This is a genomic window from Streptomyces sp. MBT53 (genome assembly GCF_016654115.1).
Taxonomy (GTDB): Bacteria; Actinomycetota; Actinomycetes; order Streptomycetales; family Streptomycetaceae; genus Streptomyces.
Genome location: NZ_JAEQAZ010000265.1, coordinates 1 through 13989 on the forward strand (window position 1 = coordinate 1; position 13989 = coordinate 13989).

Here is a 13989-nt window from a genome sequence, read left to right on the forward strand (position 1 = left end):
CCCTGACCCCCACGGCCGCCCTGCGCGCCCACTTCCTGGACCGCCTCGCCGCCCGCGACCCGATCACGGGCCTGAACGACCACCCCGACGTGCTCAGTTTCATGGACCTGCTCTACGGCACCCCGAGCCTCCAGACCGGCCTGGTGCAGCGCTACCGCAGCCAGGAGATCGACGCCCTCACCGAAGCCCTGGCCCACCCCGACCTCAACACCGCCGACCCCACCCCACTCACCAGACGCCTCGCCGCCACCCACCTGATCGTCGTCCAGCAGGAACTCGGCATGGCGAACTGGCGGACGATGGCCGCGGGCCGTACCGCCGACGAGGCCTACGACGACGCCGTCGCCGAGGCGGAGCGCGCATACGGTCAGCTCATGACCGGCCTGGACACGATGTTCCCGGCCTGAGCGGCCTGAGCGGCCCGAGCGGCCGGGACGGTGGGCGGCGGGCGTTGGCACACCCGACGGTGTAGTTGGCTACACCATGCATCCGGCACCCTGCTCTCCCGCGCCGACCGCCACCCGGTGCCAGCCTGGTGAGCATGGGTACGACAGTGCGGCAGGCGACGCGGGCGACGGTTCAACTGGCCAGAGGTGTGGCCATGACCCTCGGGACATATCTCTTCGTCACCGCGCTGCTGATCGCGACCATGGGGACGTTGTTCGTGGTCGGCGCCTGGATGCTGCCCGAGGTGGTGCTGCTGGTGCGCCGGATCGCGGGCGCCAGGCGGCGGCAGGTCGCCGAGTGGAGCGGGCGGGAGATCGCGGAGGCGTACCGACCGCTGGACGGAAGGCCGTTGCGGGAGCGGTTCGTCGTGGCGGTGCGCGATCCCGGTACGTTCCGGGACCTGCGGTGGATGTTCGCCCAGTACGCGTACGGGCTGCTCGGACTGCTCGCCGTCCCGCTGTGGATCGTAGGACTGCCCGTCGACGGTGTGTGGTGCGGGTTGTTGCGGCGCCGGGCGCTGGTCCTGCCGCTGCTCGGGCGGCTCGCGGATCTCGACGCGCGCTGGTCGACGGCCCTGCTGAAGCCGTCGCCGAAGGCGCTGCTCACCGAGCGCGTCGAGGAGCTCGCCGAGACCCGGGCCGGAGTGATCGCCGCGCACGAGGCCGAACTACGGCGTATAGAAAGGGACTTGCACGACGGGACTCAGGCGCGGCTGGTGGCGCTGTCGATGCGGATCGGACTGGCCAAGCGGGCCTACGACCGGGACGGCGGCGGTGATCCGGAGGCCGCCCGGCGGCTGCTCGCGCAGGCGCAGGACCAGGCGGAGGAGGCGCTGACGGAGTTGCGGCACGTCGTGCGCGGTATCCACCCGCCGATCCTCACCGACCGCGGGCTCGCCGGTGCCGTACAGGCGCTGGCCGCCGGCAGTGGGCTTCAAGTCGCCCTGGATGTGCAGGAGTTGGCGACCGGTCCGCGGGCCCCGGCCGCGGTCGAGGCCGCCGCGTACTTCCTGGTCGCCGAGGCGCTCACCAACGCGGCCAAGCACAGCGGCTCGGACCGCGCGGAGGTCCGGCTCGCCCGGGTGCCGCACGGGCTGACGGTGTGCGTACGAGACGAGGGAAAGGGCGGTGCCGAGGAGGCGGACGGCACCGGACTGCTCGGACTGCGCCGCCGGATCGCCGCCCTCGACGGGACCGCATATGTGAGCAGCCCCGCCGGAGGACCCACGGTCGTCGCGGCGGAGCTGCCCTACACCTGGTGAACAGGGGTCAAAGAACGGTCAGTTGGAGAAGTAGAGGTACTTCCAGCCGGTGTACGTCGTCGAGTTGACGCTGTCACCGGACGAACCGTTGATGTACGCGGCCCGGATGCGGGCCTTGATGCCGGACTGACCGGGGGCGCCGAGGTTCACCGCGACCTTGCCGTTCGTGGCGAGGCCGAAGTACTCGGAGTCGGAGTCGTACCAGTGGCCCTGGTAGTAGACCTGCAGGTCGAGCCGCTCCTTGCGGTTGGCGTAGTAGGTCATCGTCGTGGTGACGATCGGCGCCGAGTTCTTGTGGAACCAGTAGTACGACGTCGAGCCGATCTTCGCCGTCTTGTAGTGCTTGCTGATCGCGGTGGAGACCTTGACCTTGGCGTACGCCGTGACCTTCACCGTCTTGGCCGCGTAGCGGGCGTCACCGGCGAAGACCGCGGAGACGGCGGTGTCGCGGGTCATGTCCACGGTCACCGTGAGGTTGCCGCTGGAGTTGACCTTGCCGGTCTTGACCAGCTTCTTCGGCTTGTCGGCGCCGAAGGGGTCCGAGTAGATCGCGACCGTGCGGTTCTTGTAGGTCTTGCCGAGGTGCGCGGTGAACTTCACGTCGGCGCCGTACGCGTACAGCTTGCCGTTGTTGTTCAGGCTCAGGCTGGCGGCCGCGCGGGACACGGAGACCTTGTCCGAGGCGCTGACCGGTGAGTGCGTGCCGTCGCCCGCGTACGAGACCTTGTACGTGACGGTGCCGCCGGCCGGCGGGGTGTCGGTGAAGGAGTAGGTGCCGTCCGCCTTCACGGTGACGGCGGGCAGCGCCTTGCCGTTCGGGGTCTCCATGTCGGTGCGGGCGACCTGGAGTTGGACTCCGCTCGGCAGTGGGACGGTCGCGGTCAGCTTGCCCGTCACCGTCAGCTGTTTGGCCCGGGCGGCGCTCGACGGGGCGTTCACCGTCAGGGACGGGTTGTTCGTCGTCGTGTCGGTGAGGGCCTTGAGGCTGTACGCGCCCTCCGTCCCCACCAGGGCGAAGATCCGTGAGGAGTCCGGGGCCCACGCGACAGCGGCGGTCTGGGACGTGCCGGTCGAGTAGGTGCGCACCGGCAGGGCGGTGTCGGGCCGGTAGACCGAGATGGTGGCGCCGTTGACCTGCGCGACGAGTCCGTCGGCGGCGATGTCGGCCCGCTGGCCCGTGGGGTAGGCGCCGGCCGCCGTGAAGTCGCCGTTCGCGTACGTGTCCCGCTGGGTGCCGTTGAGCAGGACCTGCGCGGTGCCGGGGACCAGGTCGATGTCCCCGATGCCGCTGTTCAGCGTGTAGTCCATGAAGTGCCAGGCGAGCAGCGTCGGTTGGGCGCCGGTCACGTCGAAGACGGCCTGCGAGTCCGAGGAACTGCCGGTGTCCGCGGCGGCCAGCAGACCGGGCGCGGCCGGGTCGGCGTCGAGCAGCGCCGGGTTCCAGAGCCCGGGCCACTGATCCTTCGGGAACTGCGCGAGCGTCACCGGGTCGGTTCCGCTCGCCGGGTCCACCGCCGGGTCGACCGACCCGAGGTTGCCGTCCCACTGATCGCCGTAGCTGAACCAGACCTTGCCGCCGGCGAAGGCGACGTGCCCCGGACCCTTGTCGGTCGCGACGGCGTAACGTGCCTTGACGTCGAGCGTCGCCGCGTCGAGCGCCACGATCTCGTGACTGCCCTGCGCCGCCGCGTACAGCGTCGCGCCGTCGGCGGACAGTGCCAGATCGGAGACCCCGCTGATGCCGCTCGTCGACGCGACGGTGGCCCCGTTGTAGTCGGCGGCCACGACCAGCCCCGCTGAACGGTCCCCCACGAACACCCGGTTGAGAGCGCCGTCCACGACGAGGCCCCCGGGCGAGGCGACGTTGGCGGTGGCCGCCGAGGCCGTGCCCGTCGCTACGACGCTGAGCGCCGCCGAGCCGAAAAGAACCGCGAGCGCTGTCGCGGTGGAGATGCTGCGCATCCGCACGTGTTGTTCCCCCCACAAGGAAAACCGGTCAGGAGACCGGGAGTTGAGAGCGCCGCGCAGCACCCGGACGTGACCGCGGACGATAGTCGCGGTGACGCGCGGGGCGCGGCTGCTATGCGCAGCGTATGGCATGCCTGTGACAGGTGGGAAAGGAGTTATGGGGTTGTCGTGTACGCGAGGTGTTTGGGAGGCTCGCGATCACCACGACGAGGGGGCGTTGATGAGTGAGGCGGCCGGACGGCGGCGGGTGTGGGTGTGGCTGGGGGTCGGCGCGCTTGTGCTCGTGGCGGTCGGTGGCGGTGGTGCCTGGTTGTACCGGGACGAGTTGTTCCATCCGTTCGGGGATCCGCGGGCCTGCGACGGGAGCGACCTGAAGCTGCCGGGGGTGATCACCGCCGGGGGCGCGACGATCCCCACCGGCGCGTCCGACGTTCACTACTACACACAGAACGGCAGCGCCGAGGTCACGTTCACGAGCGGGCTGACCAAGGACTACCTGTACCGCGCGGGCATCCTCCCGGAGGGGAAGGCACTGTTCGACAAGAAGTACGGGACGCACGCGGAAGCCGACCCCGAGATCGCGCTGCCGGCCGGGCTGTGCGGTTCGCCGTTGCGCGCCCCCGCCTGGGTGTACCGCTCCACGGCTGCCGACGGCACGAGCGTCGACGTCACCGTCGAGCAGTCCACGGTGTACGACGACGCGTTCCGCTTCCCGGCCAGGGCCGTGGTCAGCTACACCACGCCCTGAGCCGGGCCTCCGCTGCCGGCGTACGTCAGTTCTGGTGGACGGAGTTGTGGCCCGGCCCGCCCGACAGGACGTCCGTGCCGGTGCCGCCCCACAGCGTGTCGTTGCCGGAGTTGCCGTAGAGGGTGTCCGCGCCGGCGTTGCCGTAGAGGACGTCGTTGCCCGTGCCGCCGTAGAGGTAGTCGTTGCCGGCGCCGCCGCTGATCCTGTCGTTGCCGGTGCCGCCGGTCAGGCTCTGGCCGCCCGCGCCGCCGGTGATCGTGTCGTTGCCCGCGCCGCCGTCGGCCGCGCTGCCCGTGGTGGTGATCGTGTCGTTGCCGTTGCCGCCCTGGGCGATGGTCATCGCGCCGGCGTGGATGGTGTCGTTGCCGTTCTCGCCCCAGCCCACCGAGTACTTGCCGAGGGTGAGGGTGTCGTTGCCGGTGCCGCCCGAGACGTAGTTGCCGTCGACGCCGCCGTCCTCGGAGTACTTGTCGTTGCCTGCGCCCAGGTCGGTCGCGGCGAAGTAGTACGTCTGGGCCGTCCTGTTGTGGTACGTGAGGGTGTCGTTGCCGTCGCCGAGCGTCAACTGCAGGGTGGGGTAGGGGTCCTGGCTGTCGAACGTGGTGACCGTGCAGGAGACCTTGGTGTGGTCCGCGGCGGTGGGGTAGGCGCAGCCGGTGCCGGGCTTGATGGTGACGACGTCGTCGATGACGTAGGTGATCTTGTCGGTGCCGGTCGTGTGCGTCGCGGTGACGACCGCCTTGTTGGCCTGGCCGGCGGCGGCCGTGTACAGGACCTCGTTGCCGCCGTTGCCGAGTGCGGCGGTGGCCGGGGCGGTGGCCGCGCCCGCGGTCCCGGCGAGAAGCAGCGGGGCGGCCAGGGCAGTGCCGAAGGCCAGGGCCATGAGGCGACTGACAGAACGAGTGGACATCGCACAACCTCCGTGGAACGTAAGGGGAGTTGGCGGATTCCGAGGAATTCGAATTCCGACACCGCGTACGACCCGCCCTTCCGGAGCTTGGTTGTGCGCCTTTTCGCACGGGAGTTGTCCCGGTGCGAAACGTCAGCCGTGATTCAGCGCGAATTCATGAAACCGTCCGCGGATCAATGACAACCATCGCTATGCGGCACGGGCCGGTTCCGTCGTGTCACGGCGGAACGCTCAGCCGAAGCGGCCCGCCACGTAGTCCGCCGTCCGCTGGTCCTGCGGGGAGCCGAAGACGTCGTCGGTGGCGCCGGCCTCCACGATCCCGCCGGGGGTGCCCTGTTCGGCGAGGAAGAACGCGCACTGCTGGGAGACCCGGGCGGCCTGCTGCATGTTGTGGGTGACGATCACCACGGTGACCTGCCCGGCCAGTTCGTGGATCGTCTCCTCGACCCGGCGGGTGGAGGTCGGGTCGAGCGCCGAGCACGGCTCGTCCATGAGCAGCACCCGGGGGCGTACGGCGAGGGCGCGGGCGATGCACAGCCGCTGCTGCTGGCCGCCGGACAGCGCGCCGCCGGGCTGGCGGAGCCGGTCGCGGACCTCCTTCCACAGCCCGGCCCGGGTCAGCGACTCCTCCACCAGCTCGTCCTTCTCGCGCCGGTTCACCCGCGTCCCGGTCAGGCGCAGACCGGCCACGACGTTGTCGTAGATCGACATCGCGGGGAACGGGTTCGGCTTCTGGAAGACCATGCCGATACGGCGACGGGCGTCCGTCAGCCGCCACGAGGCGTCGTAGATGTCCTCGCCCTCGAAGAGCACCTCGCCGCCGAAGGCCGCCGACGGGATCAGCTCGTGCATCCGGTTGAGGGTGCGCAGGAACGTCGACTTGCCGCAGCCGGACGGGCCGATCAGCGCGCTGACCTGGCCCGCGGGCATGGTCAGCGACACCTGCCCGAGCACCTGGTGGGTGCCGAACCAGGCCGATACGGCGCGGGCTTCGAGGGTCGCGGGGGCGGCTGTCGGGTCGACGACGGGGAGGACGGCGGTGTCGGTCACGGTGTCGGTCACGGTCATGTCGGGTTCCCTCGCTTCACAGCAGGTTCGGCAGCAGTTCGGTGGTGCGCGTGGCGACCTGGAGGCCCAGGACCGCGACGAGCGGGGCGAAGACGATCCACGTCTGGTGACGGCCCCAGCGGTGCCAGGCCCATACGGCCGCCACGGCGGCCAGCAGCAGCGCCTGGAGCCACATCACCAGGGGCCACGGCACGCCGTCGGGACGGGCGAGGGGTTCCTCGGAGTCCGGCAGGGTGCCGGAGCGGATCACCGCGGCCGGGGTCTGGAAGGCGGTCGAGACAAGGTCGGCGTCCACGCGCAGAACACCGGAGGGCATGAAGTGCGGGCCGGTGGCGGTGACCAGGACCAGGCGGCCCTTGCCGGCGGCGAGGGCGGCGGGCGCCGGGTCGCCGGCCCGGCGGACGTCGGCGACCTGGTACCTCGCCGTGCCCTGACCGGTGGTCACGGTGAACATGACCCCCGCGCGCAGCTCGGCCAGCCGCCCGAACGGGCCGCCGTAGGCCGCCGCGCGGCCCATCAGCACGCTGGTGCCGGACTGTCCGGGCAGCGGGGTGTCACGGCGGTGGCCCGGGCCGTCGGTCAGCACCGTGGAGTCGGTGCCCTCCAGGACGACCTGGCTCAGACCCAGGGACGGTACGCGGATCAGGGCCACCGGGGTGCCGGGCGCGAGGAGCTTTCCCCGCTGGTCGGTCTGGGACACCGGGGCGGTACCCAGGGCGAGTTGACCCCGCAGCTCGTCGAACGAGGCGTGCTGCGCGGAGTGTTCCTGGGCGCCGCTGAACACGAGCAGCTGCGCGGTGATCCCGAGCAGCAGCGCGGCGAGACTCAACAGGCCGCCGCGCGCGAGGTGGCGGACGGCGGTGACGCTCCGCGCGCCTCGCACGAGCGTGCGCGGCACGGCCGGAGCGAGCCTGACGGGGGTGGCGACGGTCACGGCGGCCCGCCTCCTTCGCTGTCTTCGTCGTAGGGGCCGCCGGGGAGACGGTGGGGTCTCCCCGGCCGCACGGTCAACTGGTCGTGGATCAGGTGGACTTGATGGTGAAGTTGGCGCCGGACTTGGTGTTCACCGTCGTCGAGCCCGCGTAGTAGGCGTGCAGGGTGTGCGTGCCCCGGCTCAGCGTCGGCAGGGTGAGCGTCGCCTTGCCGCCGCTCAGCGTGGCGGTCGCGATGACCCGGCTGCCCTCGTAGATGCGGACGGTGCCGGTCGGCGTGGTGCCGGTCGCGGTGACCTTGACGGTGACCTTCGCGTGGGCCGTGTGGCCGATCGAGGCGGGCGAGGTCCTGGAGACCGCCGCGGTCGCCTTGGTGACCTTCAGGGAGACGGTCGCCGAGGAGGTGTTGAGCTTGGTGGCGCCGCCGTAGGAGACGGTCAGGCTGTGCGTGGCGACCTTGAGGTGGTTCGACACGTTGACGGTGACCTTGCCGGAGCTGTTCAGCGTGCCGGTGCCGACGACCGTCGAGCCGTCCTTCACGGTGACCTTGCCGCTGGGGACGACACCGTGCGTGCCGGTGACGGTGACCGCGACCTTCGGGGTCGTGCCGTACGCGGTGGTGGCGGTGGTCGCCTTGGTGGTGCTCGCGTACTTGACGGCGCCGGTCCAACTGGCCGCGGCACCCGTGCCGTTGACGTTGTTGGCGGTGACCGTGGCGGTGTACGTGCCGGTCGCGAGACCGGTGAAGGAGTACGACGTGGTGGAGGCCGGGACGTCCTTGGTGGCGACGAGGGCGCCGTCCGCGTCGGTCAGCGTGATCCGGTAGTCGGTGACCGGCATGGCCGGGACGATGCTGCTCGGGGTCCAGCCGAGCTTGAGGCTCGCGTCGCCGAGCGTGGACTTCAGGGCGGGCGCGTTCGGCACCGAGTGGTCGAAGGAGCTGGACTCCTCCAGGCCGCCGAGCTTGGCGTGCTTGGTGAGGGAGATGGAGCCGTTGTAGGACTCGTTGACGAAGCCGAACTTGGCGATGACGGACTCGGCGGCGTCCGACGCCAGCTGCGCGGTGTGGCTGCCGCTGGTGACGAAGACGTCGTACAGGTCCTTGTCGTAGAAGATGCTGGTCGGGTCGATCGCCCGGCTCGGCACGACGTTGTAGACGTCACGGCCGAACGTCGCGTTCTCGTAGTAGGCGTTGACCGGGGCCAGCTTGCCGTTCACCGTGGTGACCGGGCTGGTGGCACCGTCGTCGCCGGGCAGCTGCACGGAGGCCAGGTGACCGCCGGCGGCCGCCGCCGTCTTGCTGTAGTCGGGGGAGACGCCGTTGTTCTGGGCGATCCAGGAACCGACGGAGAACGGGACGAGCGCGCCGTCCTCGGTGAGGGCCGAGTTGGCCTGGTTCTCCTGGACGACGGTGACGCTCGCGGCGACGTCGAGGTCGGCCACGCCGATCGCGTTCAGGAAGAACTTGCGGGTGCCGGAGTTCTGCTGCGGGATCTTCGGGTGCACGGTCTGGCCGTTCACCACGGTCAGCGCACCGATGTAGATGTCGTGCAGCTGCTTCACGGTCAGGGTGTCCAGGGCCGAGCCCTTGACCGCGACGCCGACCGCGTCCCGCGCCATCGGGATGTAGGTGAACGCGGTGCCGGAGCTGGACGGACCGCCGGAGGAGCGGGCGAAGTCGACCTGGCCCTTGACCGAGGCACCGGACGAGTCCAGGTCGCCGGTGAGCGACTCGCTCAGGGCGGTGCGGCCGCCGCCGGAGCCGTTCGGGCGCAGGAAGGTCGTGCCGCCGGAGCGGGTGGTGATCTTCGTGCCGAGGGCGCCGGTGCCCGGCTCGATCGCGTCGTACGACGCGATGCCCGCGCCGTTCACCGACTTCACGCCGGTGGTGGCGTAGCTGGTGCCGTTGACGGTGTCACCGGCCAGGGCGTTGGTGACGTCCTGGGTGGTGTCCGACCCCACGCCGACAAGCTGGCGGAAGGTGCCGGCGGGGGTGGGGTCGGCGGACGCCGGGCTCGCCAGAGCCAGCGTGCCGGACACCACGGCGGCGGCGACCATGGCCGCCGAGAGGCGCATTCTGCGCATTGCGGTTCTCCAGAAGGTGTGCGAGGTGACGTCGGGTGAATCTGAGAGGGTGGTGCGAGCCGTCCGCCCCGACTGCCTTTCGGGGCGGACGGCGGTTCTTGGGGGAGCACTTGTGTCTCCGGGGACTGCAGTTCTTAGGGGCGCGGGGCTGTGTTAATTTGCGGCTCCGCCGCGTGGGCGCGACCAGCCACGACGCGCCCGCAGCCGACGAACTACCGTCTGTGCAGAGGCAATCGACAACCGCCCCCCGCCGGCCAACGGCGCCCCAACCCCGGCCACCGCACCAAGCGCCGCACCAACAGGCACGGCATAGCGCAGCGGACTCGCAGGGTCGGCAGGCGTCGTCCCCGCCGCCGTAGTCGCAACGGCCTGGCCTCCGTCGTACGACGCCGACGCGCTGGGCGAGACACTCGCACCGGCACCCGCGCCACCGGCACCCGTACCGCCGCCGCCCGCAGTCCCACCGGCACCCCCGGCGGAGCCACCCGCACCGCCGCCGGAGGCAGACGTGCCACCCCCGTCGGCGGAGCCACCCGTGGACTTCGGAGCGGTGTAGGCGACGAGCGCGTCGGCCGCCTTGCCGGCCTGGACGCGCAGCTTCGTGGAGAGCGGCGCGTAGCCGTACGGCAGCCTGCCCGGATCGGCCCCCTGCGTCTGGCCCGCGCCGGAGGCGTACCGCAGCAGTGCCGCGTAGTCCTGGCGGGCGGCCTTGCTCACCTTGCCGGGCCGTACCGCCGCGTACACCAGCTCGGTCAGCGGATACGCGCCCTTCGCCGTGGCGTTCGCGGGCGTGACCTCGGGGACGCCCGAGCCCGTGGCGGTCGCGGCCGCCGCGGTCAGGGCGGCCGCGGTCGGGGCCACGTACGTGCCCGCGCTGTTCTGCAGCTGGGCGGTCTGCAGGCCGTAGCGGGCGGCGGAGGCCGCGTCCGTGATGGTGATGACGAAGCGCGAACCGACGATCTGCGGGCCGGAGTTCTTGTACGCCGGCGGGGTGGACAGCGGGTCCCAGGCGGACTTCCACAGGGTGTCCGCACGGCGGGCGTGCAGGGCGCCTGCGTGCATGTCCTCCACATAGGGGTGGAAGTCGATCATGCACTGCTTGTTCGTCGCGGGCGCGCCCGAGCCCGGCGGGATCGTGCACCACGGGTCGCTCTTGGGGTAGTCGTCGGTGCTCGCCGGGTCGAAGGCGGTGCCGGTCGGGTTCAGGTCCGCGTTGGTGCTGTAGTACGGGTTGACCCGCATCCCGTCGTCGTCGGGGACACCGGCGAGGAACCGCCGGGCGTCCTGGTCGGCGAGGATCCACCGCCAGATCGCGCGGGCGGAGTCGGAGTGGCCGAGCGAGGTCAGCAGATCGGTGTCGGTGGCCGGGGTCTCGGCGACCGACAGATAGGCGAACTCCGGGTTCAGCGCGATGAATTCGGGGTCGGTGGCGAGCCCGGACGGGTTCTTCCGCGCCCAGCCGTATCCCTTGACCGCCGTACCGCTGATGACCGAACCCCAGGTGGAGCTGCGGTACGACTCGGTGAGCAGCTTGGCGACCAGGCGGGCGTTCAGCTTGATGGACTCGACCTTGGTGCCGTCGAGTCTCTCCTCGGACGCCGGTGCCCCGGACGCGGATCTGCGTTCGATCGTGAATCCGATGACGGCTCCGGAGAGGGCGACCGGCGCGTACGTCGTCGTGTCCGACGGCGCTGTCGTGCCCGTGTCGGCCCCGAGTCTCCGGGTGGTGAACGCGAGACCCGTCGAACCGTCCGCGATCAGCCGGGACCGGGTGTCGGGTTCGCCGAACTCCGTGTAGCTGTACACCTTGCCGGCCGAGCAGAGCCGGGCCTGCCAGCTGGTCATCGCGTCCGCCACCAACTCGCTGCCGGTGGTGGGGCGTTCGTCGGCGCCCAGGGGGCAGTTGGTGCCCACGCTGTTGAAGTCCAGTTTCACCGCGATGCGGTTCTGCCAGTTGGTGGAGGAGACCGGGGAGCCGGCGTTGACCTGGCTCTGGTCCGCGTACGGCTTGCCGTCCAGGTCCATATGCCCCTGCGGGACGATCACCAGCCAGCAGGAGCGGGGCTTGGTCACGCCGTCGGTGGTGACGGGTACGCCGCAGCCGAGGTGGGGCGCCTCGTTGGCCGTCTGGATCTCGAAGAACTCCTTGCCGGTGCCGTCGGCGCCGGTGCGGGCGAAGTCGACCTCGTTGGTGGTGTTGCGGCTGAAGAACTTGTTGTTCTGGGTGTTGGTGGTGATCGTCGTGCCGTCCACCGACTTGAAGGGGACCTCGCCGGGGGCGTTCGGGTTGGCGGCTCCGTACCGGTTGTCCTGGCCGTAGTTGGTGGGGTCGGCGCTGTAGAAGATCTGCCGGGTGTCGTCCTGGCCGTTGCCCGGCCAGCTGCTCCGGTCGGTGGTCGGCGAGGCGCCGTACTGGCACTGGGTGCGCGACGGGCCGGGGTTGGCGGGGACCGTGCCGTCGTCGTCGCCCCAGCACTGCATGATCTGTACGAAGTCGGTGTTGAACTGCGTGCCCGCGAAGGCGGTCGGGGTACCGCCGGTCCAACTCACCGTCACCGCCTGGCTGGTGAGGTGGGTGGTCTGGTCGACGGTGAACTTCATGTCCTTGAATTCGCCCCGGCCGGAGACGGTGACGGCGGAGGTCGCCGGCGCGGCTGTGGCGGGCGGGGCGGACTGTCCTACGGCGAGACCGACCAGGGCGCCGATGGCTGCGCCGGCGACGAGGCGGACCAACAGCCTCGGCTTCGCCCTCGGCGGGTGCGGGTGCGGGTGCGGGTGCGGGTCCTGGGGTGTGCTCGTCATCGTGAACTCACCTCGTCCTTGCGGTCGTTGGTGCGGCTCGTGATCAGGCGGGAGGCGATCGACGGCAGCAGCAGGAGGCCCAGGATCAGGACGGCCGCCAGCAGCATCAGGGTCTGGGTGGTGGTCCAGCCGTGTTCCGTCGAAACCGCGACCGGCTGGGCGAGGGCGACCGTGCCGTCCGCTGCCGCGGCTGCCGCCGTGCCGGTGCCTGTGCCGCCGGCACCCGTGCCGGTTCCGCCTGAGGTCAGGGCCTGGCCGGTGTCCGGGTCGACGGAGGGTTGTGCGGAGCCGCCGGTGCCGCCGGTCGTGCTGGTACCTGTGCCGCCCGTCGTGGTGCCGCCGGAGGTGGTCGTGCTGCCCGAACTTCCGCTGCCGGTCGACGACTTGGCGCCGCCGCTGCCCGTCGTGCAGGCCGTCGCGCCCTGCTTGTCACAGGCCGAGGGGTAGGGCGCGGTCTCCGCCAGCTTGTTGTGGCCGTCGGTGGTGAAGGTCGGGTTGTTGCAGTTCCTGATGTTGATGTTCTGCGCCCGCACGCCCGGGATGCGCTTGATCTGGTCGAAGCCCGCCTTCACCAGGTTGATCGGGAGGGGTGAGTAGCCGAGCGACGGCGCCTGTTGCTGGCCCTGGCACATGAAGTAGTAGGAGAAGGCGCCCAGCGTCTTGCCCTTGTCCTTCGTGAACGTGCCCTGCACCTTCAGCGGCAGGATCATGTACGAGTAGCTGGAGAGCGGGTAGTTGCGCTTGTCGGTGTCGTTGTAGACGCCGTTGAGCTGCTGGGTGAGGTAGTCAGCGGAGCTCTTGTTCGTGTTGATCTCCGCCTTGAGCAGCGAGACCGCGACGTTCTTCGGGGTCGGCTCGGTGTAGTAGCCCGCGTGGTTGAGGACCTTGGCGACCGGATAGTGCGCGTTGAGGGCGTAGGAGTAGTTGACGTAACCGATCGCGCCCTCGCCGTAGTTCTGGGCGATGTAGCCGGCCACGCCGAGGTCGCCGGACTGGGCGATCATGCCGGAGACGGTGGGGTAGTAGGAGGTCTGGCCACAGGCGCCGGAGCGGCCGACCTTCGCGCAGTACGCGTTCCAGAGGGACTTGTGCTGGGCCGCCATCCACATCGTGAACTGGGCGGTGGAGCCGGAGCCGTCGGAGCGGACGACGGGGACGATGGTGCGGTGGGGGAGCGCGAGGCCTGGGTTGTCGGCCTTGATCACCGGGTCGTCCCAGGTCTTGATCGCCCCTGTGAAGATCTTGGTGACCACGGCGCCGGAGAGGCGGAGGTTGGTGACCCGCTTGCCGTTGACGGTCAGGTGGTACATGAACACCGTGCCGCCGGCCACGATCGGCATGTAGGCGTACGAGCCCGAGCCGGGGCGTTCCGCTGCGCTGCCGTCGGTGGGGTGGGTCTGGAACGGGATGTCCGACACCGCGAAGTCGACTGTGCCGCTGAGGAATTGGCGCCGTCCGTCGGAGGAGCCGGTGCCTGCGTAACTGATCCGCATGCCGTACTGGTTGACCGCGCGGCGCCATTCGTCCACGGCGTTCTCCGCCCAGGTGGAACCGGCGCCGGAGATGGGGGTGTAGCTGTCGGCGGCGGCGGGGCCGGCGAGTGGCCCTGCGAGGAGCGCGAGGAGCGCGACGAGGGCGGCGAACACGGCGCCGAGCGCCCGCAGGGGGCGGGGGAGGGTGAGATGGCTGGGCATCAGGTGGTCGTCTCTCCGGGCGCGGGCGGGTGGGTGGCGGGGTTTTCGTTCCCACCCGCACCACCCGTGACGGT

9 protein-coding genes and 1 pseudogene are annotated in these 13989 nt (G+C 70.6%); 3 read left to right on the plus strand and 7 right to left on the minus strand.

What is annotated here, in order from left to right; translation table 11 throughout:
- Together JHN45_RS47115 and JHN45_RS47120 are read left to right on the plus strand one after the other, a co-directional pair.
- Positions 1–407 (plus strand): annotated as a pseudogene (locus JHN45_RS47115) (TetR family transcriptional regulator); the annotation flags it as partial.
- Positions 408–541: 134 nt separating this feature from the next.
- Positions 542–1708, plus strand: a complete 1167-nt coding sequence (locus JHN45_RS47120; RefSeq protein WP_201055560.1) for a histidine kinase — start codon at positions 542–544, stop codon at positions 1706–1708.
- Between the two features lie 18 nt (positions 1709–1726).
- Here JHN45_RS47120 and JHN45_RS47125 read toward each other — a convergent pair whose 3' ends face one another.
- A complete protein-coding gene (locus JHN45_RS47125; protein ID WP_201055561.1) occupies positions 1727–3670 on the minus strand; it encodes a YncE family protein in 1944 nt (647 codons plus the stop codon).
- Between the two features lie 226 nt (positions 3671–3896).
- On the opposite strand from JHN45_RS47125, the gene JHN45_RS47130 reads away from it, so the two are divergent.
- Complete coding sequence (locus tag JHN45_RS47130; RefSeq protein WP_236584865.1) at positions 3897–4424, plus strand: hypothetical protein; 528 nt, start codon at positions 3897–3899, stop codon at positions 4422–4424.
- 25 nt (positions 4425–4449) lie between these two features.
- Here the strand turns inward: JHN45_RS47130 and JHN45_RS47135 are convergent, their stop codons facing one another.
- From JHN45_RS47135 to JHN45_RS47160, 6 genes are all read right to left on the minus strand, one after another.
- Complete coding sequence (locus JHN45_RS47135) at positions 4450–5334, minus strand: calcium-binding protein (protein ID WP_236584866.1); 885 nt, start codon at positions 5332–5334, stop codon at positions 4450–4452.
- Positions 5335–5565: 231 nt separating this feature from the next.
- Positions 5566–6402 carry a phosphate ABC transporter ATP-binding protein gene (locus JHN45_RS47140; RefSeq protein WP_236584867.1) on the minus strand — a complete coding sequence of 279 codons (837 nt, stop codon included), beginning with the start codon at positions 6400–6402 and terminating at the stop codon, positions 5566–5568.
- A 16-nt stretch (positions 6403–6418) separates the two neighbouring features.
- Positions 6419–7336 (minus strand): sortase, encoded by a 918-nt coding sequence (locus tag JHN45_RS47145; RefSeq protein ID WP_200715425.1) that lies wholly within the window; start codon positions 7334–7336, stop codon positions 6419–6421.
- Positions 7337–7424: 88 nt separating this feature from the next.
- Positions 7425–9419, minus strand: coding sequence for an Ig-like domain repeat protein (locus tag JHN45_RS47150; protein ID WP_201055562.1), 1995 nt, complete (start codon positions 9417–9419; stop codon positions 7425–7427).
- Between the two features lie 153 nt (positions 9420–9572).
- Positions 9573–12221, minus strand: coding sequence for a hypothetical protein (locus JHN45_RS47155; protein ID WP_201055563.1), 2649 nt, complete (start codon positions 12219–12221; stop codon positions 9573–9575).
- On the minus strand, positions 12218–13915 hold the full coding sequence (locus tag JHN45_RS47160; protein WP_201055564.1) for a phosphate ABC transporter substrate-binding protein PstS: 1698 nt from the start codon (positions 13913–13915) through the stop codon (positions 12218–12220). The genes JHN45_RS47155 and JHN45_RS47160 overlap by 4 nt, the downstream gene beginning before the upstream one ends.
- Positions 13916–13989 lie beyond the last annotated feature (74 nt).